The sequence below is a fragment of the Actinomycetospora sp. NBRC 106378 genome, assembly GCF_030269685.1.
Classification (GTDB): domain Bacteria; phylum Actinomycetota; class Actinomycetes; order Mycobacteriales; family Pseudonocardiaceae; genus Actinomycetospora.
Genome location: NZ_BSTT01000003.1, coordinates 237,730 through 261,593, shown reverse-complemented (window position 1 = coordinate 261,593; position 23,864 = coordinate 237,730). Strand labels below are relative to the sequence as shown.

The window sequence follows — 23,864 nt, the reverse complement described above, 5'->3', positions numbered from 1 at the left end:
CCGGGTGACGAAGCGGGCCGAGCAAGGCCCGACCCGCCGTCGGGAAGGGCTAGAACGGCCAGCCGAAGACCGGCCAGCCGAAGGCCGAGTCGACGGCCACGGCGACGAACAGCCCCGTGAGGTAGGTGTTCGACAGGTGGAACAGGCGCATCGAGTTGACGACCTCGTCGCGGTGCACGGCACGGTCGAGCCGGTGCGCGGCCACGAGGAACCAGGCCCCACCGACGACGGCGGTGACGAGGTAGATCCAGGACGTCGCGGGGATCAGCAGCACCGACCAGGCCACCATCGCCCACGAGTAGAGGACGATCTGGCGCGACACCCGCTGCGGCGCCGCGACGACCGGCAGCATCGGGACGCCGGCGGCGGCGTACTCGTCGCGGTAGCGCATCGCGAGGGCCCAGAAGTGCGGCGGGGTCCAGAAGAAGATGATCCCGAAGAGCACCAGGGCGGGCCAGCCCACGCCGCCGGTGACGGCCGCCCAGCCGATGACGACGGGCATGCAGCCGGCAGCTCCGCCCCAGACGATGTTCTGCGAGGTCCGGCGCTTGAGCACCAACGTGTAGACCACGATGTAGAAGGCGATCGCAGCGACCGAGAGGGCCGCGGCGACCCAGTTGGCGGTGAGGCCCAGCCAGACCGCGGACACCGCACCGAGAACGAGGCCGAACACCAGCGCGTGCGAGCGCGGCACCGCGTCGCGGGCCAGCGGCCGCTTGCGGGTGCGGGCCATCTTCGCGTCGATGTCGGCGTCGATCACGCAGTTCAGCGCGTGGGCGCTCGCAGCCGCGGCGGCGCCACCGAGCAGGACCGAGAGGACCAGCCAGAGGGACGGCACCGCGCGCTGCGCGAGCATCATCGCCGGCACGGTGACCACGAGCAGCTGCTCGATGATCCGGGCCTTCGTCAGCGCGAGGTACGCGCGGACGGTGGCCGCGGAGCGGGCCCAGTACCCGCCGAGCCTGGTCCTCGCCCCCGTCGGCGTCGGACCGACCGCCGTGCTCACCCGATCACCCGGTCCTCTCAGGCGTTCGGCGGCCCCGACGGGGCCGCCTCCTACACGCTGTCGTGGGTGCAGTCTGCACCCCGGACGCCCCTCGCGCTCGCCCGCCCCCCGAGGCGGGGGTGGTGGTGCGGGGCACGTCACGCACGCAGGCGCGGAAAGTGATCGTAGAGGGCGACACGTCCCCCCTCGCCGGGCCCCGCCCCGGCGTGTCCGTGCAGCGCCGAGCGGGTATTAGCGCGACTAGCCGGGTGACTGGTCGGCCGACTGGTCACCCGACGGTTCCCGTGTTGTCGCCCTGGCGTGACAGCATGGGCTCGACGGACATTCCGGATCGATCCAGATCGCACCGGCGCGACCGGACCCGACGGGGGCGCCCGAGCTGCGTCCGCATCGTTCCGGGCAGGAGGGCCGCAGCCACCCGCGTGCGGTTCACGACGTGAGACACAGGGAGAGCAGGTTCGTGACCACGACCGAGAGCACCCACCCGGCGAGCGAGTCGCCCGAGGAGATCGAAGCCCTCACCACCCCGCACCGTCCCGACGACTGGTCCGACCTCGACCAGCGTGCGGTCGACACGGTCCGCGTGCTCGCCGCCGACGCGGTGCAGAAGGTCGGCAACGGTCACCCCGGCACCGCGATGTCCCTGGCACCGCTGGCCTACACGCTCTTCCAGCACACGATGAGCCACGACCCGAACGACGCCGACTGGCCGGGCCGCGACCGCTTCGTGCTGTCCGCGGGCCACTCCAGCCTCACGCTCTACATCCAGCTCTTCCTCTCCGGCTACGGCCTCGAGATGGCCGACCTCGAGGCGCTCCGCACCTGGAACTCGCGGACGCCGGGCCACCCCGAGCACGGACACACCACGGGCGTCGAGATCACGACGGGGCCGCTCGGCCAGGGCCTCGCCTCCAGCGTCGGCATGGCCATGGCCGCGCGCCGCGAGCGCGGCCTGTGGGACCCGGACGCCGCGCCGGGCGAGAGCCCGTTCGACCACTTCGTCTACGTGATCGCCTCCGACGGCGACATCGAGGAGGGCGTCACCGCCGAGGCCAGCTCGATCGCGGGTCGCCAGCAGCTCGGGAACCTCGTCGTCTTCTACGACGACAACCACATCTCGATCGAGGACGACACCTCGGTGGCGCTCTCCGAGGACGTCGTCGGCCGCTACGAGGCCTACGGGTGGCACACCCAGGTGGTCCGCGGTGGCGAGAACGTCGTCGGCATCCGCGAGGCCATCGAGAACGCCAAGGCCGAGACCGGACGACCGAGCTTCATCGCGCTGCGGACCGTCATCGGCTATCCCGCCCCGGAGAAGATGAACACCGGCGCCGCGCACGGTGCGGCCCTCGGGGACGACGAGGTGGCCGAGGTCAAGAAGATCCTCGGCTTCGACCCGGACAAGTCGTTCCAGATCGAGGACGAGGTCCTCGCGCACGCCCGTGAGGTCAAGGACCGCGGTCGGCAGGCCCACGAGGCCTGGACGAAGAAGTTCGACGACTGGGCGAACGCCAACCCGGAGCGGCGCGAGCTGTTCGACCGGATGGCCAAGCGCGAGCTCCCGGCCGGGTGGGCGGACAAGCTCCCCACCTGGACCACCGAGGACAAGCCGCTCGCCACCCGCAAGGCGCTGCAGAAGATCCTCGGCGAGGTGGGCCCCGTGCTCCCGGAGCTGTGGGGCGGCTCCGCCGACCTCGCCGAGAGCAACAACACGACGATCCCCGACTCGCCGTCGTTCGGGCCGGACAGCGTGGAGACGAACAACTGGGGCCGGATGAGCCCCTACGGCCGCGTCCTGCACTTCGGGGTCCGTGAGCACGCCATGGGCTCGATCCTCAACGGGATCGCGCTGCACGGCGGCACCCGCGTCTTCGGCGGCACCTTCCTCATCTTCTCCGACTACATGCGGCCCCCGGTCCGCCTGGCGGCGCTGATGAACCTCAACACCACCTACGTCTGGACCCACGACTCGATCGGTCTCGGCGAGGACGGTCCGACCCACCAGCCGATCGAGCAGCTCGCGAGCCTGCGCGCCATCCCGCGCATGTCGGTGGTCCGGCCCGCGGACCCGAACGAGACCGCGTTCGCGTTCAAGGCGGTCATGGACAATCCGACCGGACCGGCCGGCCTCGCGCTCACCCGGCAGAACCTCCCGGTGCTCGAGGGCACCTCGGCCGAGGGCGTCGCGCGCGGCGGCTACGTGCTCGAGGACGCCTCCGGCGATCCGCAGGTGATCATCGTGGCCACCGGCTCCGAGGTCCAGCTGGCGGTCGAGGCCCGGAAGACCCTCGAGGCCGACGGTGTTCCCACCCGCGTGGTCTCGATGCCCTGCCTCGACTGGTTCGAGAACCAGGACGCGGACTACCAGGAGAGCGTCATCCCGACGGCGGTCACCGCCCGCGTCTCCGTCGAGGCCGGCGTGGCGCAGCCCTGGTACCGCCTGCTCGGGACCACCGGTGAGCCCGTCTCCATCGAGCACTTCGGTGCCAGCGCGGACTACCAGACCCTGTTCGAGAAGTTCGGTTTCACCGCCGAGGCCGTCGTCGACGCCGCCCGCCGTTCCCTGGCCCGCGCGTCGAAGTGACCACGCCCCGCGACCCGAAGTGAGGACATCATGAGCTCCACCCCCCTGGCCGACCTCTCGGCCGCCGGCGTCTCCATCTGGCTCGACGACCTGTCGCGCCAGCGCATCGAGAGCGGCAACCTCGCCGAGCTCATCGAGCAGAAGCACGTCGTCGGGGTCACGTCGAACCCGTCGATCTTCCAGGCGGCGCTCGCCGACGCCGACCACTACGCCGAGCAGCTCGACGACCTCGCCCGCCGCGGCGCGTCGGTCGAGGACTCGGTCCGCGAGATCACCACCGACGACGTCCGGCACGCCTGCGACATCTTCCGCAACGTCTACAACGAGACCGCCGGCAAGGACGGGCGCGTCTCGCTCGAGGTCGACCCGCGCAGCGCGCACGACACCGAGAAGACCGTGGCCGAGGCCCTCGACCTGTGGAAGACGGTCGACCGGCCCAACCTGATGATCAAGATCCCGGCCACGCCCGAGGGACTCCCGGCGATCACCCGTGTGCTCGCCGAGGGCGTCAGCGTCAACGTCACGCTGATCTTCTCGGTCGACCGGTACCGCGCCGTGATGGACGCGTTCCTCGCCGGCATCGAGCAGGCCCGCTCCAACGGGCACGACCTGTCGGTCATGGGTTCGGTGGCGTCGTTCTTCGTCTCCCGCGTGGACAGCGAGGTCGACAAGCGCCTCGAGGCCATCGGCACCGACGCCGCGCTCGCCCTCCGGGGCACGGCCGCCGTCGCGAACGCCCGGCTGGCCTACGCGGCCTGGCAGGACACGTTCTCCACGGAGCGGTGGGCCACCCTCAAGGGCGCCGGCGCGCAGATCCAGCGCCCGCTCTGGGCCTCGACCGGCGTGAAGAACAAGGCCTACCCGGACACGATGTACGTGACCGAGCTCGCCGCTCCGGACACCGTGAACACGATGCCGGAGGCCACCCTCGACGCGTTCGCCGACCACGGCGAGCTGCACGGGGACGCCGTCTCCGGCACCGGCGACGCGGCCGCCGAGGTCTTCGCGGCCCTGTCCGACGTGGGCATCGACGTCGACGACGTCTACCAGGTGCTCGAGGACGAGGGCGTCGACAAGTTCGACAAGGCGTGGGGCGAGCTCCTGGAGACCATCTCCGAGCAGCTGACCCGCCGCAGCCCGGAGCAGTCGTGAGCGCCCCGGTGGAGGCCCCGCTGACGGTCTCGCTGGTCGACCCGCAGCTCGCCGAGGCCGCGTCGGCCCTCGTCGAGAAGCTGGTCACCGACGAGGTCGCCTCGAAGCTGGCCCGCCAGGACGACACGCTGTGGGGCCCGGACGCGCAGGACGAGGCGTCGAAGCGGCTGTCGTGGGTCACGCTCTACGAGTCCTCGAAGCCGCTCGTCGAGCGGCTCACGGCGCTGCGGGGCGACCTGCACGCGGAGGGCGTCGACCGCGTCGTCCTCGCAGGCATGGGCGGCTCGTCGCTCGCGCCCGAGGTCATCTGCCACACCCGCTCCGGCTCGGCGGTCGGCGGCACGCACCCGATCACGGTGCTCGACACCACCGACCCCGGCCAGGTGCGCGACGCCCTGGCCGGCGACCTGTCGCGCACGGTGCTCGTGGTCAGCTCCAAGTCCGGGGGCACCGTCGAGACCGACAGCCAGCGCCGCGTGTTCGCCGAGCAGTTCGCGGCCAACGGGATCGACGCCGCGAGCCGCATGGTCGTCGTCACCGACCCGGGCACGAAGCTCGGTGACCTCGCGGCCGAGCAGGGCTACCGCACCACCGTCGAGGCCGACCCGAACGTCGGCGGCCGCTACTCGGCACTGACCGCGTTCGGCCTGGTGCCGTCCGCCCTCGCCGGGGTCGACGTCGGCGGACTGCTCGACGAGGCCGCCGCGGCGGCCCCCGAGCTGCAGCGCGACTCGGCCGACAACCCGGCGATCCAGCTGGGCGCCGCCCTGGCCGCGGCGCACAACGCGGGCGCGGAGAAGGTCGTGCTCGCCGACTCGGGCTCCGGTCTGATCGGGTTCGGCGACTGGGCCGAGCAGCTCATCGCCGAGTCGACCGGCAAGCAGGGCCTCGGACTGCTGCCCGTCGTCGTCGAGTCCCCCGACGCCCCCGGCTTCGCCGACCACGGCGGGGACGCGACCACGGTGACGATCGGACCCGCCGTCGGGAACGCGCAGATCGCGACCGAGGGGTCGCTGGGCGCGCAGTTCCTGCTGTGGGAGACCGCGGTGGCCCTCGCGGGCCGGCTGATCGGGATCAACCCGTTCGACCAGCCCGACGTCGAGTCGGCCAAGCAGGCGACCCGCGAGCTGCTCGACGGTGACGGCACCACCGGAACCGACGAGGCCCCGGTCCTCGTCGAGGGTGCGGTGGAGGTGCGCGGCTCGTGGCTGAACTCCCCCGCCACCCTCACCGAGGCGCTCCAGCAGCTGATCGACCAGGCTCCCGACGGCGGGTACGTCGCGGTCCAGGCCTACCTCGACCGGCTCGACGACGCCTCGGCCGAGGTGCTCCGCCCGGAGATCGCGAAGAACACCGGGCTGCAGACCACCTTCGGGTGGGGGCCGCGGTTCCTGCACTCCACCGGCCAGTACCACAAGGGCGGCCACCAGAACGGCGTGTTCCTGCAGATCACGGGGTCCGTCGCGGACGACCTCGCGATCCCGGACCAGCCGTTCACCTTCGGGGAGCTGCAGCACGCCCAGGCCGCCGGCGACGCCCAGGTGATCTCGCAGCACGATCGCCCCGTCCTGCGCCTGCACCTCGCCGACCGCGCCGCCGGACTGGTCGCCCTCTCCCACGCGGTCGCGGAGGTCAGCCGGTGAGTGCCCCCGCCGCGTGGCGCAACCCGCTGCGCGACGAGCGGGACAAGCGCCTGCCGCGGATCGCCGGCCCGAGCGGCCTCGTGCTGTTCGGGATCACCGGCGACCTCGCGCGCAAGAAGCTCATGCCCGCGATCTACGACCTCGCGAACCGGGGGCTGCTGCCGCCCGGCTTCGCGCTGGTCGGCTTCGCCCGGCGGGACTGGTCGCACGAGGACTTCGCGGAGATCGTCTACGACGCCGTGCGCCAGCACTCGCGCACGCCGTTCCGCTCCGAGGTGTGGGACCGGCTCGCCGAGGGCCTGCGCTTCGTGCAGGGCACGTTCGACGACGACGCCGCGTTCGACCGGCTCGCCGACACCGTCGCCGAGCTCGACACCGAGCGCGGCACCAACGGCAACCACGCCTTCTACCTGTCGATCCCGCCCGACGCCTTCCCCACGGTGTGCAAGCAGCTCTCCCGGGCGGGCCTCGCGGAGTCGACCGAGGACGCGTGGCGGCGGGTCGTCATCGAGAAGCCGTTCGGGCACGACCTGCGCTCGGCGCGGGAGCTGAACGGCATCGTCAACGACGTCTTCCCCGAGGACTCGGTGTTCCGCATCGACCACTACCTCGGCAAGGAGACGGTGCAGAACCTGCTCGCCCTGCGCTTCGCCAACGAGCTGTTCGAGCCGATCTGGAACGCCCACCACGTCGACCACGTGCAGATCACGATGGCCGAGGACATCGGGGTGGGCGGGCGCGCCGGCTACTACGACGGGATCGGCGCCGCCCGCGACGTCATCCAGAACCACCTGCTGCAGCTCCTCGCGCTGACCGCGATGGAGGAGCCGCTGTCGTTCTCCCCGGACGACCTGCGGGAGGAGAAGATCAAGGTCCTCTCGGCCACGAAGCTCGCGGAACCGCTCGACGAGACCACGGCGCGCGGCCAGTACGCCCCGGGCTGGCAGGGCTCCACCGAGGTGAAGGGCCTGCAGCAGGAGGACGGCTTCCCGCCGGACTCGGTCACCGAGACCTACGCGGCGATCACCTGCTCGGTGAACACCCGCCGCTGGGCGGGCGTGCCGTTCTACCTGCGGACCGGCAAGCGGCTCGGACGACGGGTCACCGAGATCGCGGTCGTCTTCAAGCGGGCCCCGCACCTGCCGTTCGACCAGACGATGACCGAGGAGCTCGGGCAGAACGCGCTCGTGGTGCGGGTCCAGCCCGACGAGGGCGTCACCCTGCGGTTCGGCTCCAAGGTGCCCGGCTCGGGCATGGAGGTCCGCGACGTCACGATGGACTTCGGGTACGGCACCGCGTTCACCGAGGCCTCCCCCGAGGCCTACGAGCGGCTGCTGCTCGACGTCCTGCTGGGCGAGCCGTCGCTCTTCCCCACCAACACCGAGGTCGAGCTGTCCTGGAAGATCCTCGACCCGGTGATCGCCAAGTGGCACCGCGAGGGCTCCCCCGACGCGTACCCGGCCGGTACCTGGGGCCCGCGGTCGGCCGACGAGCTGCTCTCGCGGACCGGCCGGGTCTGGAGGAGACCATGATCGTCGACCTGCCCTCGACCGACACGTCCGCGGTGAACCGCAAGATGGTGCAGCTGCGCGAGTCCGCGGGCGCGGTGGCCCTCGGGCGCGTGCTCACGCTGGTGATCTCCACCGAGGACGGCCCGGAGGCCGAGCAGGCCATCCAGGCCGCGAACGACGCGTCCCGGGAGCACCCCTGCCGGGTCCTCGTGCTCGCGCGCGGCCTGCGCCGGGCGGCCACCCGGCTCGACGCGCAGATCCGCATCGGCGGGGACGCGGGCGCGAGCGAGGTCATCGTGCTGCGGATGTACGGCCCGCTCGCCGACCACGGCGGGTCGATCATCGTCCCGCTGCTGCTGCCCGACGCGCCCATCGTCACGTGGTGGCCTGGCGAGCCCCCGCTCTCTCCGTCCGAGGATCCGGTCGGTGCGGTCGCGGGCCGTCGGATCACCGACGTGTCCAGCACGAAGTCGCCGTCGAAGACGCTGCTCAAGCTCGGCACGAACTACCACGCGGGCGACACCGACCTCGCGTGGAGCCGGATCACCGGGTGGCGGGCGCTGCTCACCTCCGCACTCGACGAGCCCCCGTACGACGACGTGACGCGTGCCGAGGTCGACGGCGTCGCCGAGTCCGCGTCGGCGGACCTGCTGGCGGGCTGGTTGTCCTCGCGGCTCGGCGTGCCCGTGACCCGCCGGGTCGTCGACGTGCCCGGCGGGCACCTCGGCGCGGTGCGCCTCGAGCGGCCCTCGGGGGTCGTCGAGCTCAAGCGGCAGGACTCGAAGACCGCGCGGCTCACGCAGCCCGGCCAGCCCGTGCGTCGCGTCGCGCTCCCCCGCCGGACCGCCCGCGACTGCCTGGCCGAGGAGCTGCGCCGTCTCGACCCGGACGAGATCTTCCACGAGGCGCTCGCCGCCATCCCGCGGGCCGGCGCGGGCAAGCGGGCCTCCTCCACCAAGGGAAAGGTGAAGGCATGACGGAGCGCGAGATCGTCACCCTTCCCGACGACGGGTCGGTGGCGGCGGACGGCGCGGCGCGGCTGCTCGCGGCGCTCGCGGCCGCCCAGTCGGCCCGCGGGGTCGCCTCGGTGGTGCTGACCGGTGGGGGCATCGGGATCGCGATGCTCGAGGCGGTCGCGTCGTCGGCCGACGTCGGGACCGTCGACTGGTCGCAGGTCGAGATCTTCTGGGGTGACGAGCGCTTCGTCCCGGCCGGGTCCGAGGACCGCAACGACGCCCAGGCGCGGGCGGCCCTGCTCGACCACCTCGCCGTCGACCCGGCCCGGGTGCACCCCATGGCCTCGTCGACGCCGGGTCCCTCGGCGCTCGAGTCCGAGGACTCGGCGGACCCCGACCAGGGCGCGCAGGCCTACGCCCAGGTGCTCACCGAGGCGGCCGCCCGGCTCGGCGAGGGCGTGCCCGGCATCCCGGCCTTCGACGTGCTGCTGGCCGGCTGCGGTCCGGAGGGCCACACCCTCTCGGTCTTCCCCGACTCCCCCGCCGTCCACGCGACGGCGCCCGGAGTGGTGGCGGTCCGGGACTGTCCGAAGCCGCCGCCGACGCGCATCTCGCTCACCCTCGCCGCCGCCCGCTCCGCCCGCGAGGTGTGGCTGGTCGCGGCCGGGGAGGGCAAGGCCGACGCCCTCGCGCAGGCCGCGCACGGCGCCACGGAGGTGGAGATCCCGCTCGCCGGGCTCGCCGGGACGGAGCGGACGCTCTGGCTCCTCGACGAGGCGGCCGCGGCGAAGATCTAGGTCGCCCGCGAACGCACGAACGGCACTCTCGCAGCATCGATGTGCGCGAGAGTGCCGTTCGTGCGTCGGGGGGCCGGTCAGCCGATCGGACGGGTGCGCTGCGACTCCCACGGACGCAGCGACCGGTCGTAGGCGGCCCACGCCTGGCGCTGGGCCGCGTTCCGGCGGGCGAAGGCGGCGAGGAGCCGCAGGTCCGAGGCCGGGGTGTGGCCGTACTGGGGGCCCCGGGGCAGGGCGGGGTCACGGTGGTCCGCCCCGTCGTGCGAGCGGGTGTCGGCGCCGTACCGGGCGACGAGGGCCGCGACGGCGGCGAGGACGAGGACGACGGTGAGCAGCTCGAACATGATGACTTCCTTCGTGGTCAGGAGGTGGTATCTCTAGAGTGGCTGGACATTGACAGGCGTGCCACGGCCATTGGCTCCACGGTGGCAGGCCAAGTGGCAGAAGTGGCAGGTGACCGGTGGAACAACAGCTCGGTGGCAACGCGCTCGTCCGTCAGCTCGGCGAGTTCGCCGACGGCTCGATGGGCTATGCGGCCCTGGCCGGGCGGATCCGCACCCTGCTGGGCGACGGCCGGCTCGCCGTCGGGACCCGCGTGCCGAGCGAGCGGGAGCTGGCGCTCGCCCTCGGGATCGGGCGGGGCACGGTCGCCGCGGCGTACGAGCAGCTGCGCGAGAGTGGCCACCTGCTGCGGCGTCGCGGCTCGGGCACCTGGACCGCCCTGCCGTCCGGGACCCCGACCACCTCCCCGGCGCCCTTCGCCCCGAGCGGCGCCTTCGCGGTGTCGCCCGACCTCCCCCAGGGCGTGATCGACCTCGCGCACGCCGCGCCGGCCGCCCCGATCGAGGCGATGACGGCCGCCGGCGCCGAGGCCCTCGCGGCCCTGCCGACCCACCTCGTCGGGCCGGGCTACGACCTGCTGGGGACGCCGCTGCTGCGGACCGCGATCGCCGAGCGCCTCACCGCCCAGGGGTTGCCGACCGCACCCGACGAGGTGATGGTGACCGCCGGCGCCCAGCACGCCCATGCCCTCGCCGTCCGGGCGCTCGTCCGGCCCGGTGACCGCGTCCTCATCGAGCAGCCCACCTACCCGGGCGCCGTCGACCTCGTCCGGCACACGTCCGCCCGCCCGGTCCCGATGGCGCTCGACCGCGACCACCACGGCCGCACCCGCTGGGACGTCGCCGCCTTCGCCGCGGGCCTGCGCGAGTCCTCCCCCGCCCTGGCCTACCTGGTGCCCGATCACCACAACCCGACCGGCGCGGTCATGGACGCGGACACCCGCGGCGCGGTCGTCGCGGCCGCGCGGCGGCATGGCGTGCCCCTCGTCGTCGACGACTGCCTGCGCGAGATGTGGCTCGACGAGCCCGTCCCGCCGCCGCTCGGGGCCTGGGCGACGGCCGGTGGTGAGGCCCCCGTGCTCACCATCGGGTCGATGAGCAAGACCGTGTGGGGTGGCCTGCGGATGGGCTGGATGCGTGGCCCGCGGGCGGTGCTGCGCCGCATCGCGACCAGCCGCGCCTCCGACGACATCGCCTCGCCGGTCCTCGAGCAGCTCGTCGCCGCGGCGCTCCTGACGCGCCTCGACGACCTGCTGCCCGAGCGCCGTGCGGCGGCTGCGGCGCAGCGCGACCACCTCGTCGCCGCCCTGCGGCGCGCCGTGCCGGAGTGGACGGTGCCCAGCCCCACGGGCGGGCTGTCCACCTGGATCGACCTGGGCGCACCCCGCTCGAGCGCGCTCGTCGACGCGGCGGCCCGGCAGGGTCTGCACCTCGCGGCGGGGCCGCGGTTCGGCATCGGCGGCGCCTTCGAGGGCTTCCTCCGGGTGCCCTACACCCACCGCGTCGACGTGCTCGACGACGCCGTGGAGCGGCTCGCGGCCGCGTGGGCGTCGCTGGGCTCCGCCCCGTCCGCCGCGCTCACCACCGTCGTCTGACATGCCTCCATCCTGCGAGGTCCCGGGGCTGGACGACAGGGACGATCCACGGACATAGTGGCCACATGACTTCAACCCTCGAACCGCGGGGCCGGCTTCACCTGGAGAACGACAAGGGGCTCCTGGACGACGTCAACCGGGGCATCCTGCGGGCCCTCGCCGACGACCCGCGCCGGTCGATGAGCGCCCTCGCCCGGGCCGTCGGGATGAGCGCGCCGGCCGTCACCGAACGGGTGCAGCGCCTCGAGCGGGCGGGCGTGATCCGCGGCTACCGGCTCGACGTGGACCCGGCCGCGGTGGGCTACCCGATCGGCGCGTGGGTGCGGGTGCGGCCGGCGCTGGGACAGGGCAAGGCGCTCGAGCAGATCGTGGCGCGCACGCCCGAGGTGACCGAGGCCCACCGGATCACGGGCGAGGACTGCCTGCTGGTGCGCATCCAGGTCCGCGACGTGGCCGACCTGGACCGGGTGCTGGAACTCTGGATCGAACGGGGTTCGACGGTCACGGCGGTCATCAAGACGTCGCTGGTCGAGCCGCGCCCGGTCGGGATCGACGAGCCCTCCTCCTGACGTCGGGGGCCGGGCCGGCACCCGACGTCGGGAAGGCTCAGTCCTCGGGCTCCTCGCCGAGGTCGCCCGCGAGATAGTCCTCGTAGGCCTTGAGGTCGAGCAGGCCGTGGCCGCAGTAGTTGAAGAGGATGACGCGCTCCTCGTTCTTCTCCTTCGCGTCCTTCGCCTCGGCGATCGCGGAGGCGATGCCGTGACCGGCCTCGGGCGCGGGCAGCTTGCCCTCGACGCGGGCGAACAGCACGTTCGCCTCGAACACGGCCTTCTGGCGGTGCGCCACGGCCTCCATCCGGCCCTCGTGGACCAGCTTGGAGATGATCGGCGAGTCGCCGTGGTAGCGCAGGCCGCCGGCGTGGATGCCGGGCGGCATGAAGTCGTGGCCCAACGTGTACATGTTCATCATCGGCGTGAGGCCCTGCGTGTCGCCGAAGTCGTACTCGTAGGTGCCCTGCGTGAGCGTCGGGCACGACGCGGGTTCGGCGGCCAGCAGCCGGACCGCGGGGTCGGGCAGGAAGGGCAGCGCGAGGCCGCCGAGGTTCGAGCCGCCGCCGCAGGGCGCGATCACGACGTCGGGTCGGGTCTCGCCCGCGAGCGCGAGCTGCTGCTGGGCCTCGAGGCCGATCACGGTCTGGTGCAGAAGCACGTGGTTGAGCACCGAGCCCAGGGCGTAGTGGGTGTCGTCCCGGCCGACGGCGTCGCGGACGGCGTCGGAGATCGCGGAGCCGAGCGAGCCCGCGTTCGACGGGTCGTCGATCGGCGAGGGCACGACGCTGCCGCCCCAGGTCTCCATGATGACCTTGCGGTACGGCTTCTGCTCGAAGCTCCTGCGCACCATGTAGACCGCGCACTCGAGGTCGTACTGCGCGCAGGCGAAGGAGAGCGCGGTGCCCCACTGGCCCGCGCCGGTCTCGGTGGAGAGGCGCTTGATGCCCTCGCGGGCGTTGTAGAACGCCTGCGGGACCGCCGAGTTCGGCTTGTGCGAGCCGGCCGGCGAGACCGACTCGTCCTTGAAGTAGATCCGCGCTGGGGTGCCGAGCGCCGCCTCCAGCCGACGGGCCCGGATCAGCGGGGTGGGCCGCCACAACCGCAGGACGTCGAGCACCTCACCGGGGATGTCGATCCACGGGTCGGCCGACATCTCCTGGCCGATGAGTTCGCCCGCGAACAGCGGGGCGAGGTCGTCCGGCCCGACGGGCTCCCGCGTCGCGGGGTGCAACGGCGGGTCGAGCGGGCTGGACAGGTGCGGGGCGACGTTGAACCAGGCCGAGGGAATCTCGGCCTGGCTCAACGAGAAGCGGGTGTCGGTGATCTCTGCGGTCACCCGGACACCCTGTCAGAGATTCAGTTCTCCCCGCGACGCGCGCGCAGCTTGGCGAGCGCCTCCTCGAGCAGGGCCTCGCCGTCGGCGTCGCTGCGCCGTTCCTTCACGTAGGCGAGGTGCGTCTTGTAGGGCTCGGTGCGCCGCGCGGGCGGCGGGTTCTTCATGTCCGTGTTCGCGGGCAGACCGCAGCGCGGGCAGTCCCACGTGGCGGGCAGCTCGGCGTCGTGGGCGAAGGACGGCCGGGTCTCGTGGCCGTTCGAGCACCAGAACGAGACGACGACGCGGGCCGCACTCTCCCCCCGCTCGGACTCCCCCATCGGACCCGAACCGACCCGGGTGCCCCGGATCGCGTTGCCAGCGGCCATGTCGGCGTTACCTCCGCATCGTCACCCGGCAGCGAGGTCCGGGGTCATCAACCTTCGATCTTGATGAGCAGGCCCGTCCCCACGATCGCGATCAACCAGATCGCGCCGACGAACAGGGTGAGCCGGTCGAGGTTCTTCTCGACCACGCTGGAGCCGGCGAGGCTCGACTGCACGCCGCCGCCGAACAGCGACGAGAGACCACCGCCCCGGCCGCGGTGCAGCAGCACGAGCAGCACCAGCAGCACGCTGGACACGATGAGCAGGATCTCCAGGAACAGTCGCATCGCGGGCTCCGTGACCTCCAGGTCTCCATCCGCCCCGGATGCGGGGCGGGCGTTCGTGCGTCACACTACCCGGCCCCTCCGACGGGAGGTTCCGCCGGTCACACCGTCGGGGTGGCCGGTACCGGTGCAACGACGGGATCGCGCCCGAGGGTGCGGTCGCGGCGGCCGGCGTGGACCCCCTGGACGGGGCGGAGGGCACCTGCGGTCGGGTGGGTGGGCGCCCCACGCCAGGTGGTCCGGGGACGAGCGAAGGGCCCCGTCCGTCGAGGAGACCGACGGACGGGGCCCCTCGCTCGGGACCGGGGAGGCCTACAGCGGGCCGCCCGCCGCGAGGGCGCACAGCTCCGCGAAGCCCTCCGGGTCGAGCGAGGCGCCCCCGACGAGCGCGCCGTCGACGTCGGGCTGCCCGACGATCTCCTTGACGTTGCCGGACTTCACCGACCCGCCGTAGAGGATGCGGACGGCGTCGGCGACCGCACCGCCGTGCTGCTCGCGCAGGCGTGCACGCAGGGCGCGGCAGACCTCCTGCGCGTCCTGGGCGGTGGCGGTCTTCCCCGTGCCGATCGCCCAGACCGGTTCGTAGGCGATGACCACGCGGCCGGCCTGCTCGGACGACAGCCCCTTCAGCGAGCCGTCAAGCTGCGCGGTGCAGTGCGACACGTGGTCGCCCGCCTCCCGCACGTCCTCCCCCTCGCCGAGGCAGAGGATGGGCGTGAGCCCGTGCTCGAGGGCCTTGCCGACCTTGCGGGCCACCAGGGCGTCGTCCTCGCCGTGGATCGTGCGGCGCTCGGAGTGCCCGAGCACCACCCACGTGCAGCCGAGCTTCGCGAGCATGGCCGCCGAGACGTCACCGGTGAACGCGCCGGACTCCTCCGGCGAGCAGTCCTGCCCGCCGTAGGTGATGGGCATCGAGTCGGCGTCGATCACGGTCTGCACGCTGCGCAGGTCGGTGAACGGCGGGCACACGGCCACGTCGACGTGGTCGTAGTACTTCGTCGGCAGGGCGAAGTAGAGCTTCTGGACGACCCCGATGGCCTCGAGGTGGTTCAGGTTCATCTTCCAGTTGCCGGCGATGAGCGGCGTGCGTGCCACCTAGGAGCCCTCCTCGAGTACCGCGATGCCGGGGAGGTCCTTGCCCTCGAGGAACTCCAGGGAGGCGCCGCCCCCGGTCGAGATGTGCCCGAACCGTTCCTCGTCGAGCCCGGCCGCCCGGATCGCCGACGCGGAGTCGCCACCGCCGATCACCGAGAACGACGGCGAGTCGGCGACCGCCTCCGCGACCCCGGTGGTGCCGGCCGCGAACGGCTCCATCTCGAACACGCCCATCGGGCCGTTCCAGAACACCGTCGCCGCGTCGGCGAGCTTCTCCCCGAAGAGGCGGACCGTCTCCGGCCCGACGTCGAGACCCATCCAGCCCTCGGGGATCTCGGTGACCGGCACCGTGCGGGTGTCCGCGTCCGCCGCGAAGGCGTCCGCCACGACCACGTCCACCGGCAGGACCAGCGTGTCGGCGTAGCGCGACAGCAGGTCCTTGCAGGTGTCGATCTGCTCGGACTCGAGCTTCGAGCCGCCGACGTCGTTGCCCTCGGCGGCGAGGAAGGTGAAGCACATCGCCCCGCCGACGAGCAGCGTGTCGACCGTCGGGAGCAGGTTGGTCAACACCGCGAGCTTGTCGGAGACCTTCGACCCGCCGAGGATGACCACGTACGGCCGGGCCGGGTCGCCGGTGAGCCGGCGCAGCACCTCGGTCTCGCGGGCGACCAGGTCGCCGCCGTAGGCCGGGAGCTTGCGGGCGATCTCGTACACCGAGGCCTGCTCGCGGTGCACCACGCCGAAGCCGTCGGAGACGAACGCCCCGCCCGGCACGAGCTCGGCCAGCTCGGTCGCCAACGCGTCGCGCTCGGAGCCGGACCCGGTCTCGCGCGGCTCGCAGCGCACGTTCGCGAGCATGGCGACGCCGCCCGCGGTGAGGGCGCCGGCCACGTCCCGGGCCGACTGTCCGACGACGTCCTCGGCCAGCGACACGCGCTGGTCGAGCAGCTGTCCGAGCCGCCCGGCGACCGGGGCGAGGCTGGACCGCTTGTCGCGGCCCAGCGGCTCCGGGTCCTTGATCCGGCCCAGGTGGGCCATCACCAGCAGCTTCGCGCCCGCACCGAGCAGCTTCGTGATCGTCGGCAGGGCCGCCCGGATACGGCCGTCGTCGGTGATCGAGTAGCCGTCGAGCGGGACGTTGAAGTCCGCCCGCAGGAGGACGTAGCGGTCCTGCACGCCCTCCGCGACGAGGTCGTCGACGGTCTTCATGAGGTCGAGCTCCCCCTGTCGGCGTGCTCCGTTGAACTCGTCTCCCGCCTCATCAGAGCTTCGAGCCCACGAGCGTGGTGAGGTCCACGACGCGGTTCGAGTAGCCCCACTCGTTGTCGTACCAGCCGATGATCTTCACGGTGTTGCCACCGAGGACCTTCGTCATGCCCGAGTCGAAGGTGCACGACGCCGGGCTGCCGACGATGTCGGAGGAGACGATCGGGTCCTCGGTGTAGACCAGCACGCCCTTCAGCTCGCCCTCCGAGGCCTTCTTGAACGCCTCGTTGACCTCCTCTGCGGTGACCTCGCGGTCCAGCGTCGCGGTCAGGTCGGTGACCGAGCCGTCCGGCACCGGGACGCGCATGGCCACGCCGTTGAGCTTGCCCTCCAGCGCGGGCAGTGCGAGGGCGGTCGCCTGGGCGGCACCCGTCGTCGTCGGGATGATGTTGACCGCGGCGGCGCGGGCGCGGCGCAGGTCCTTGTGCGGGGCGTCGTGGACGCGCTGGTCGCCGGTGTAGGCGTGCACCGTCGTCATGAAGCCGGTCTGCAGGCCGAACGCGTCGTGCAGGACCTTCGCCATCGGGGCGACGCAGTTGGTGGTGCAGGAGGCGTTGGAGAGGATGGTCTGCGACCCGTCGTAGGACGAGTCGTTGATCCCCATGACCACGGTCAGGTCCTCGCCCTTGGCGGGGGCGGAGATGACGACCTTCTTGGCCCCGGCCTTGATGTGCTTCCCGGCGCCCTCGGCGTCGGTGAAGATGCCGGTCGACTCGATGACGATGTCGGCGCCCAGGTCGCCCCACGGGATGTTGGTGGGGTCCTTCTCGGCGAACGTCTTCACGGTCTTGCCGTTGACGGTCAGCGAGTCGTCGTCGTAGGAGACGGTGCCGTCGAAGCGGCCCAGCACCGAGTCGTACTTGAGCAGGTGCGCGAGCGTCTTGTTGTCGGTGATGTCGTTGACCGCCAGCACCTCGATGTCGGCAGTACCGGCGGCGCGCTGGACCTCGAGCGCGCGGAAGACGTTGCGTCCGATCCGGCCGAAGCCGTTGATGCCGATCTTGATGGTCACGCGCAGTCCTGTCTCTTCGGGGTGTTCGTGCTGGCAGGACCGACCCTAACGAAGGCGGCGCGGGGCACGCATCGTCGCGAAGACCTCACCTGCGGCCGCTGACCAGCAGGTCCGGGGACGGACGGGCGCGGACGACGGCTCAGTGCTCGCGTCCGGCCGGGACCTCGACCATGTCGTCCTCCAGGTCCTCCGCGGAGACCGCCGCCGAGGTGTCCGGCACGCGCATGTCCTTGGCCTTCTTGTCGGCCATCGCGAGCAGGCGGCGGATGCGCCCGGCCACCGCGTCCTTCGTCATCGGGGGGTCGGCGAGCTGGCCGAGCTCCTCCAGCGAGGCCTGCTCGTGCTGCACCCGCAGCCGGCCCGCGGTGATCAGGTGGTCGGGCACCTCGTCGCCGAGCAGCTCGAGGGCGCGGTTCACCCGGGCGGACGCGGTGACGGCGGCCTTGACCGAGCGTCGCAGGTTCGCGTCGTCGAAGTTGGCCAGGCGGTTCGCGGTCGCCCGCACCTCCCGGCGCATGCGGCGCTCCTCCCACTGCAGCACCGAGGAGTGGGCGCCGATGCGCGTGAGCAGGGCGCCGATGGCGTCGCCGTCGCGCACCACGACGCGGTCGGCGCCGCGCACCTCACGGGCCTTCGCGGCCACCCCGAGCCGGCGGGCGGCGCCGACGAGCGCCATCGCCGCCTCCATGCCCGGGCACGTGATCTCCAGCGCCGACGAGCGGCCCGGCTCGGTGAGCGAGCCGTGGGCGAGGAACGCCCCGCGCCACGCCGCCTCGGCGTCGCAGACCCCGCCGGAGACGACCTGCGGCGGCAGCCCGCGCACCGGACGCCCGCGCGGGTCGAGCAGGCCGGTCTGGCGGGCCAAGGAGTCGCCGTCGGTCGCGACCCGGACCACGTAGCGGGTGCCCTTGCGCAGGTTGCCCTGGGAGAGCACGTGCACCTCGGGCTGGTGGCCGTAGAGCTCGTGGATCTCGCGGCGCAGGCGGCGGGCGGCGTTCCCGGTGTCGAGCTCGGCCTCCACCACGACGCGCCCGTTCACGATGTGCAGCCCACCGCCGAAGCGGAGCAGGGCCGACACCTCGGCCCGCCGGCAGCAGGTCTTCGTGACGGCGAGTCGGCTCAGCTCGTCCTTCACCGCAGCGGTCATGGCCACCGTAGGTCCTCCTCGTCGTGGCGGTAGGTGCCGTCGGTCGGCGTGAAGAACACGTCCGCTCCGAGGCGGCGCCGTGCCGCTCTCCCCCAGGTCTCGACGCGCGCGTCCCACTCGTCGTCGGGCACGCGCTCGCGCGAGGCGGCACTGCCCGCCGCCTCGCGCAGGGCCCCGGCCAGTGCCACGGCATCGTGGCGCGGGGCGCCGTCGGGTTCCCCGACGGCGGTGAACAGGGTGGTCGCGCCGAACGCCTCCGCGCCGCGGCGGAGCCGGTCGGGCTCCGGCGTCGCGTCGGGGTCGGCGATGACGACGTCGAGCCGCAGCCGCGGGGCGTGCTCGGCCAGCGCGTCGAGGTGCTGCTCGGGCGAGAAACCCGCCGTCTCGCCCGGCTGCGGGGCCAGGTTGAGCACCAGGATCCGGCGCGCCTCGGTCTCGCAGAGCGCGGTGAACAGCTCCGGGACCAGCAGGTGCGGCATGACGCTGGTGAACCACGAGCCCGGGCCCAGGGTGACCACGTCGGCCGCGCGGATGGCGGCGACCGCGTCCGCGCACGCCTTCGGCCGCCGCGGCACGAGACGGACCTGGCGGACGTGGCCGGGCGTCGTCGCGACCGCGACCTGCCCGCGGATCCGGTGCGCCACATCGTCGTCACGGGCGGCGGAGGAGGAGATGCCCAGCCCCGTCACGTCGGCCTCGATGTCGACCGGCATCGGGCTCATCGGCAGCACCCGCCCGCGGACGCCCAGCAGCCGGCACGCCTCGTCCAGGGCCGCCACCGGGTCGCCGAGCACGTCGAGCAGCCCGGCGAGCACGAGGTTCCCGACGGCGTGTCCGGCGAGCGCCCCCGAGCCGCCGAAGCGGTGCTCGAACAGCCGCCGCCACGCCGACGCGTCGGTCGGCCCGACGTGGTCGCGTTCCGCGAGGGCGTCCAGGGCCATCCGCAGGTCGCCCAGCGGGAGGATGTCGAGTTCGCGGCGGATCCGACCGGAGGACCCGCCGTCGTCCCCCACCGTCACCACGGCCGTCACGTCGTCGGTGAGCCGGCGCAGGGCGCGCAGGGTGGCGTGCAGGCCGTGCCCGCCGCCCAGGGCGGTCGCCCGGAACGGGGCGCCGGGGCCGTCGTGGCCGTTCACGTGCGTGCTCACTCGCGCCCCACGTCCCGGTGCGAGACGGTGACGCGGACGCCGTCCTCGCCGGCCATGCGGCGGGCGATCTCCTCGGCGATGGCGACGCTGCGGTGCTTCCCGCCGGTGCAGCCGACCGCGACCGTGAGGTACCGCTTGCCCTCCCGCCGGTACCCGACCCCGACGATGCGCAGCAGCTCGAGGTAGCGGTCGACGAACTCCGCCGCGCCCTCCTGGGTGAGCACGTAGTCGCTGACCACGGCCTCGCGCCCGTCGTGCTCGCGCAGCTCCGGGATCCAGTGCGGGTTCGGCAGGAAGCGGACGTCGACCACGAGATCGGCGTCCTGCGGCAGCCCGTGCTTGTAGCCGAAGGACAGCACCGTGACGCTGGAGGTCACCTCGGCGGCGCTCTCGTGGAACGCCTCCTCGATGGCCGTGCGCAGCTCGTGGACCGAGCGGTGGGAGGTGTCGACGACGAGGTCGGCGAGGTCGCGCAGCGGCGCCAGCAGCTCGCGCTCGGCGTCGATCCCGTCGACGAGCCGCCCGTCGCCCTGCAGCGGGTGCGAGCGGCGGTTGGACTCGAAACGACGGATCAGCACGCTGTCGTCGGCGTCGAGGAACACGACCCGGGGGCGGGCGCCACGCGTGTCGAGCTCCTTGATCGCGGCCCCGAGATCGGCCGTGAACGCCCGGCTGCGCACGTCCATCACGACGGCGATGCGGGTCACCTGCCCCTGCGACCGCGCGCCGAGGTCGACGACGGTCTCGAGCAGCTCGGGCGGCAGGTTGTCCACGACGAACCAGCCCAGGTCCTCGAGGACCTTCGCCGCCGTGCTCCGTCCCGCTCCCGAGACCCCGGTGACGATGGCGACCTCGACCCCGCCGTCGCTCACGACGCCTCCCCCTTGTCCGTGGTCGAGCTCCGCTGCGCTGCGTCTCCCGTGTTCAGTGCGTGGAGCACCGCTTCCGCGGTGCGCTTCCCGACGCCGGGCACCTCGGTGATCTCCTCGACGGTCGCCGCCCGCAGCTTCTTGACCGACCCGAAGTGCTTGATGAGCGCGGTCTTGCGCGTCGAGCCGAGCCCGGGCACCCCGTCGAGCTCCGAGGTCGTCATCCGCGCCGAGCGCTTCTGCCGGTGGTAGGTGATCGCGAAGCGGTGCGCCTCGTCGCGCACGCGCTGGAGCAGGTAGAGCGCCTCGGAGGTGCGCGGCAGGATCGCCGGCATCTCGTCGCCGGGCAGCCACACCTCCTCCAGGCGCTTCGCGAGCCCGCACACCGCGACGTCGGTGATGCCGAGCTCGGAGAGGACCTCCTGCGCGGCCGCCACCTGCGGCGCCCCGCCGTCGACGACGAGCAGGTTCGGCGCGTAGGAGAACTTGCGCGGGCGCCCCGTCGTCGGGTCGATCCCGGGCAGCGGTCCGTCGATCTCCGCCGGGTCGATCTCGCGCGACGCCGGGGCCCCGTCGCTGGTCTCCCCGGAGCAGGACGTGGTCGTCGGGTCGTGCTCGGCGTCCTCGGCGGTCTCGCGCAGGTAGCGCTGGAAACGGCGGCGGACCACCTCGGCGATGGCCGCGACGTCGCCGCCCTCCGCGCCACCGCGGATCGCGAACCTCCGGTAGTCCGACTTCTTCGGCAGCCCGTCCTCGAACACCACGAGGCTCGCCACCACGTCGGACCCCTGGACGTGGCTGACGTCGGTGCACTCGATGCGCAGCGGCGCCGAGTCGAGCTCCAGGTACTCCTGGATCTCCTCCAGGGCCGCGCTGCGCGCCGTCAGGTCGCCCGCCCGCTTCAGCTTGTGCTGGGTGAGCGCCTCCTTGGCGTTGCGCTCGACGGTCTCGGCGAGGGTGCGCTTGTCGCCGCGCTGCGCGACGCGCAGGCTCACCCGGCTGCCCCGCAGCTCGGTCAGCCACTGCGCGAGCGCCGTGTGGTCCTCCGGCAGCGCCGGGACGAGCACCTCCCGCGGGACCGGCTGCACGGCGTCGTCGGCCGAGCCCGCCAGCGCCGCCTGCTCGCCGTAGAACTGGGAGAGGAACTGGCCGGTGAGGACCTCCAGCGAGTCCTCCTCGCCCCGCTCCACCACCCAGCCCCGCTGGCCGCGCACGCGGCCGCCGCGGACGTGGAAGATCTGGACCGCCGCCTCCAGCGGGTCGAGCGCGAACGCCACGACGTCGGCGTCGGTCCCGTCGCCGAGCACCACGGCCTGCTTCTCGACGACGCGCTTGAGGGCCCCGGCGTCGTCGCGCAGCCGCGCCGCCCGCTCGAAGTCCATCTCCGCCGATGCGGCCTGCATCTCTTTCTCGATGCGGGTGATCAGCTGGTCGGTGTGGCCGGCGAGGAAGTCGCAGAAGTCCAGCACGATCTGCCGGTGCTCCTCGGCGGAGACCCGCCCCACGCACGGCGCGGCGCACTTGCCGATGTAGCCGAACATGCACGGCCGGCCGATCTGCCCGTGGCGCTTGAAGACCCCGGGCGAGCACACCCGTGCCGGGAACACCCGGGTCAGCAGCTTCAGCGTCTCGCGGATCGCCCACGCGTGGGCGTAGGGCCCGAAGTAGCGCACGCCCTTGCGGCGGGGCCCGCGATACACCTTGAGCTGCGGGTACTCCTCGTTCAGCGTCACCGCGAGGACCGGGTAGGTCTTGTCGTCGCGGTAGCGGACGTTGAACTGCGGGTCGTACTCCTTGATCCAGTTGTACTCGAGCTGGAGCGCCTCGACCTCGGTGCCCACGACGGTCCACTGCACCGCCGCGGCGGTGGTGACCATGCGCCGCGTCCGGGGGTGCAGACCGGAGAGGTCGGCGAAGTAGGAGTTGAGGCGGCTGCGGAGGCTCTTGGCCTTCCCGACGTAGATCACGCGGCCGCTCGCGTCGGAGAACCGGTAGACGCCAGGCGCCTCCGGGATGGTTCCCGGGGCGGGGCGGTAGGTGCTCGGATCGGCCATGGCGAGCACCAGAGTAGGCGTGTCTCCTCAGCGTGTCGGCGTGCACCCAAGCGGGTGGTCTCGGCGTGTCGTTCGGCGTGTCCCGCCGCGAGACACTTGCCAACCGGTGTGTCGGCTTGCGTCGGATCGTGTCGTCAGAGTTCGCCGCCGGGCGTGCGCCGACGCTCCTGCCACCGCCGGTACTGGATCTCCTGCCACCGCTGGTCGGCCAGGTCGCGGGCCGAGCGCATCACGCGGTCGGTCACCTGGACCAGCGCGTGGAGTGTCGCGAGCAGCCGCTCCGGGGCCAGGTCGTCGGCCGCCTCGGCCAGCTGGTGCCGGACGCCGGCCCGGGCGTCCTGCAGCATGGTCCGGGCCTCCGGGCACAGGAAGACGAGCCACCCCCGCCGGTCGTGCGGGTCGTGGTTCCGGGCGACCCACTCCCGCTCCTCCAGCCGCCCGACGGCCCGCGCGGTCGCGGCGTGACTGAGCGAGACCCGTCCCGCGAGCGCGGAGATCGACAGCGGGTCGACGACCCGGAGGACCTCGAGGATCGCCAGTTCCGTCGGATCGAGCCCGAGTCGGGCCGCGTCGGCGCGGTGCATCTGGACGACCGCCGGCACGAGGTGGTCGAGCACCGACGACGCGAACTCGGCGTTCTCCGCCACGAGCTCGGCACCCCACGGCGGGAACTTCGGCACGGGTTCGTCGGCCACGGGACGAACGCTAGGTGCAGCGCCCTCGCGGGAGGGGCGGTTCGGTGAATCCGGGGCCGGAGCGCTCCGAGTCGTGGTGTTCGCGTCCGGACGTCTCCGTCGGGTGCGGGTGACCTCTGCGCGGGACGCACACAGTCCAGGCAGCGGAGCGAGAAGGTGAGCCGAACCCGACGCGGGACGCACACATTCCGGGTAGCCGAGCAAGAAGATCGGCCGAACCCGACGCGGGACGCACCCACTCCAGGCAGCCGAGCAAGAAGATCGGCCGAACCCGACGCGTGACGCACACTCCGGGTCCAGGTGTGTGCGGGACGCGTCGTCGTCACGCGAGGTTCTCCCCGGACCGGCCAGAGTGTGTGCGGGACGCGTCGGGGTCGCCCGAGGTTCTCGCCGGACCGGCCGGAGTGTGTGCGGGACGCGTCAGAGTCCCCCGAGCTTCCCGCCGGACCGGCCAGAGTGT

General features: G+C 72.9%; 21 protein-coding genes. 8 read left to right on the top strand and 13 right to left on the bottom strand.

Annotated elements, in window-relative coordinates; translation table 11 throughout:
* Nucleotides 1–49: 49 nt before the first annotated feature.
* On the bottom strand, nucleotides 50–1,006 hold the full coding sequence (locus QSK00_RS09605; RefSeq protein WP_285589975.1) for a heme o synthase: 957 nt from the start codon (nucleotides 1,004–1,006) through the stop codon (nucleotides 50–52).
* Between the two features lie 508 nt (nucleotides 1,007–1,514).
* Here QSK00_RS09605 and tkt point away from each other — a divergent pair.
* Genes tkt through pgl form a run of 6 tightly spaced genes read left to right on the top strand, consistent with a single transcriptional unit; the run spans nucleotide 1,515 to nucleotide 9,649 of the window.
* Nucleotides 1,515–3,590: a transketolase gene (gene tkt, locus QSK00_RS09600; RefSeq protein WP_285590611.1), complete on the top strand. Its 2,076-nt coding sequence runs from the start codon at nucleotides 1,515–1,517 to the stop codon at nucleotides 3,588–3,590.
* Between the two features lie 30 nt (nucleotides 3,591–3,620).
* Nucleotides 3,621–4,742: a transaldolase gene (tal, locus tag QSK00_RS09595; protein WP_285589972.1), complete on the top strand. Its 1,122-nt coding sequence runs from the start codon at nucleotides 3,621–3,623 to the stop codon at nucleotides 4,740–4,742.
* The gene (locus QSK00_RS09590; RefSeq protein WP_285589970.1) at nucleotides 4,739–6,385 is read left to right on the top strand and encodes a phosphoglucose isomerase-related protein; all 1,647 of its coding nucleotides are present in this window, start codon (nucleotides 4,739–4,741) and stop codon (nucleotides 6,383–6,385) included. The genes tal and QSK00_RS09590 overlap by 4 nt, the downstream gene beginning before the upstream one ends.
* Nucleotides 6,382–7,917, top strand: coding sequence for a glucose-6-phosphate dehydrogenase (zwf, locus tag QSK00_RS09585; protein ID WP_285589968.1), 1,536 nt, complete (start codon nucleotides 6,382–6,384; stop codon nucleotides 7,915–7,917). Before QSK00_RS09590 ends, zwf begins: the two co-directional genes overlap by 4 nt.
* A complete protein-coding gene (locus QSK00_RS09580) occupies nucleotides 7,914–8,873 on the top strand; it encodes a glucose-6-phosphate dehydrogenase assembly protein OpcA (RefSeq protein ID WP_285589965.1) in 960 nt (319 codons plus the stop codon). The genes zwf and QSK00_RS09580 overlap by 4 nt, the downstream gene beginning before the upstream one ends.
* Nucleotides 8,870–9,649 (top strand): 6-phosphogluconolactonase, encoded by a 780-nt coding sequence (pgl, locus tag QSK00_RS09575; RefSeq protein ID WP_285589963.1) that lies wholly within the window; start codon nucleotides 8,870–8,872, stop codon nucleotides 9,647–9,649. Before QSK00_RS09580 ends, pgl begins: the two co-directional genes overlap by 4 nt.
* 77 nt (nucleotides 9,650–9,726) lie before the next feature.
* Here pgl and QSK00_RS09570 read toward each other — a convergent pair whose 3' ends face one another.
* Nucleotides 9,727–9,993 (bottom strand): hypothetical protein, encoded by a 267-nt coding sequence (locus QSK00_RS09570; protein WP_285589961.1) that lies wholly within the window; start codon nucleotides 9,991–9,993, stop codon nucleotides 9,727–9,729.
* Nucleotides 9,994–10,109: 116 nt separating this feature from the next.
* On the opposite strand from QSK00_RS09570, the gene yczR reads away from it, so the two are divergent.
* Together yczR and QSK00_RS09560 are read left to right on the top strand one after the other, a co-directional pair.
* Nucleotides 10,110–11,585, top strand: coding sequence for a MocR-like transcription factor YczR (gene yczR, locus QSK00_RS09565; protein ID WP_285589959.1), 1,476 nt, complete (start codon nucleotides 10,110–10,112; stop codon nucleotides 11,583–11,585).
* 65 nt (nucleotides 11,586–11,650) lie between these two features.
* Complete coding sequence (locus tag QSK00_RS09560) at nucleotides 11,651–12,154, top strand: Lrp/AsnC family transcriptional regulator (RefSeq protein WP_285589958.1); 504 nt, start codon at nucleotides 11,651–11,653, stop codon at nucleotides 12,152–12,154.
* Between the two features lie 37 nt (nucleotides 12,155–12,191).
* Here the strand turns inward: QSK00_RS09560 and QSK00_RS09555 are convergent, their stop codons facing one another.
* The 11 genes from QSK00_RS09555 to QSK00_RS09505 all read right to left on the bottom strand — a co-directional run bounded on the left by QSK00_RS09555 (nucleotide 12,192) and on the right by QSK00_RS09505 (nucleotide 23,404).
* Nucleotides 12,192–13,472 carry a TrpB-like pyridoxal phosphate-dependent enzyme gene (locus QSK00_RS09555; protein ID WP_285589956.1) on the bottom strand — a complete coding sequence of 427 codons (1,281 nt, stop codon included), beginning with the start codon at nucleotides 13,470–13,472 and terminating at the stop codon, nucleotides 12,192–12,194.
* A gap of 20 nt (nucleotides 13,473–13,492) precedes the next feature.
* A complete protein-coding gene (locus QSK00_RS09550) occupies nucleotides 13,493–13,837 on the bottom strand; it encodes an RNA polymerase-binding protein RbpA (protein WP_285589953.1) in 345 nt (114 codons plus the stop codon).
* A 47-nt stretch (nucleotides 13,838–13,884) separates the two neighbouring features.
* A complete protein-coding gene (gene secG, locus QSK00_RS09545; protein ID WP_018333624.1) occupies nucleotides 13,885–14,121 on the bottom strand; it encodes a preprotein translocase subunit SecG in 237 nt (78 codons plus the stop codon).
* Nucleotides 14,122–14,430: 309 nt separating this feature from the next.
* Nucleotides 14,431–15,213 (bottom strand): triose-phosphate isomerase, encoded by a 783-nt coding sequence (tpiA, locus tag QSK00_RS09540; RefSeq protein ID WP_285589952.1) that lies wholly within the window; start codon nucleotides 15,211–15,213, stop codon nucleotides 14,431–14,433.
* A complete protein-coding gene (locus tag QSK00_RS09535; RefSeq protein ID WP_285589949.1) occupies nucleotides 15,214–16,422 on the bottom strand; it encodes a phosphoglycerate kinase in 1,209 nt (402 codons plus the stop codon). It lies immediately after the preceding gene.
* Between the two features lie 52 nt (nucleotides 16,423–16,474).
* Nucleotides 16,475–17,491, bottom strand: a complete 1,017-nt coding sequence (gene gap, locus QSK00_RS09530; RefSeq protein WP_285589947.1) for a type I glyceraldehyde-3-phosphate dehydrogenase — start codon at nucleotides 17,489–17,491, stop codon at nucleotides 16,475–16,477.
* Nucleotides 17,492–17,630: 139 nt separating this feature from the next.
* A complete protein-coding gene (whiA, locus tag QSK00_RS09525) occupies nucleotides 17,631–18,644 on the bottom strand; it encodes a DNA-binding protein WhiA (RefSeq protein ID WP_018333629.1) in 1,014 nt (337 codons plus the stop codon).
* Nucleotides 18,635–19,786, bottom strand: a complete 1,152-nt coding sequence (locus QSK00_RS09520; RefSeq protein ID WP_285589944.1) for a gluconeogenesis factor YvcK family protein — start codon at nucleotides 19,784–19,786, stop codon at nucleotides 18,635–18,637. Before QSK00_RS09520 ends, whiA begins: the two co-directional genes overlap by 10 nt.
* Nucleotides 19,783–20,658 (bottom strand): RNase adapter RapZ, encoded by an 876-nt coding sequence (gene rapZ, locus QSK00_RS09515; RefSeq protein ID WP_285589942.1) that lies wholly within the window; start codon nucleotides 20,656–20,658, stop codon nucleotides 19,783–19,785. Before rapZ ends, QSK00_RS09520 begins: the two co-directional genes overlap by 4 nt.
* Nucleotides 20,655–22,709 carry an excinuclease ABC subunit UvrC gene (gene uvrC / locus QSK00_RS09510; protein WP_285589940.1) on the bottom strand — a complete coding sequence of 685 codons (2,055 nt, stop codon included), beginning with the start codon at nucleotides 22,707–22,709 and terminating at the stop codon, nucleotides 20,655–20,657. Before uvrC ends, rapZ begins: the two co-directional genes overlap by 4 nt.
* A 134-nt stretch (nucleotides 22,710–22,843) precedes the next feature.
* The gene (locus QSK00_RS09505) at nucleotides 22,844–23,404 is read right to left on the bottom strand and encodes a MarR family winged helix-turn-helix transcriptional regulator (protein ID WP_285589939.1); all 561 of its coding nucleotides are present in this window, start codon (nucleotides 23,402–23,404) and stop codon (nucleotides 22,844–22,846) included.
* Between the last annotated feature and the right edge of the window lie 460 nt (nucleotides 23,405–23,864).

What these genes read in the sequence shown, in the direction of transcription:
- tal (WP_285589972.1), top strand. Translation starts at nt 3,621, where the DNA reads ATGAGCTCCACCCCCCTGGCCGACCTCTCGGCCGCCGGCGTCTCCATC.
- QSK00_RS09580 (WP_285589965.1), top strand. Translation starts at nt 7,914, where the DNA reads ATGATCGTCGACCTGCCCTCGACCGACACGTCCGCGGTGAACCGCAAG.
- pgl (WP_285589963.1), top strand. Translation starts at nt 8,870, where the DNA reads ATGACGGAGCGCGAGATCGTCACCCTTCCCGACGACGGGTCGGTGGCG.
- QSK00_RS09570 (WP_285589961.1), bottom strand. Translation starts at nt 9,993, where the DNA reads ATGTTCGAGCTGCTCACCGTCGTCCTCGTCCTCGCCGCCGTCGCGGCC.
- QSK00_RS09560 (WP_285589958.1), top strand. Translation starts at nt 11,651, where the DNA reads ATGACTTCAACCCTCGAACCGCGGGGCCGGCTTCACCTGGAGAACGAC.
- QSK00_RS09550 (WP_285589953.1), bottom strand. Translation starts at nt 13,837, where the DNA reads ATGGCCGCTGGCAACGCGATCCGGGGCACCCGGGTCGGTTCGGGTCCG.
- secG (WP_018333624.1), bottom strand. Translation starts at nt 14,121, where the DNA reads ATGCGACTGTTCCTGGAGATCCTGCTCATCGTGTCCAGCGTGCTGCTG.
- QSK00_RS09535 (WP_285589949.1), bottom strand. Translation starts at nt 16,422, where the DNA reads ATGAAGACCGTCGACGACCTCGTCGCGGAGGGCGTGCAGGACCGCTAC.
- uvrC (WP_285589940.1), bottom strand. Translation starts at nt 22,709, where the DNA reads ATGGCCGATCCGAGCACCTACCGCCCCGCCCCGGGAACCATCCCGGAG.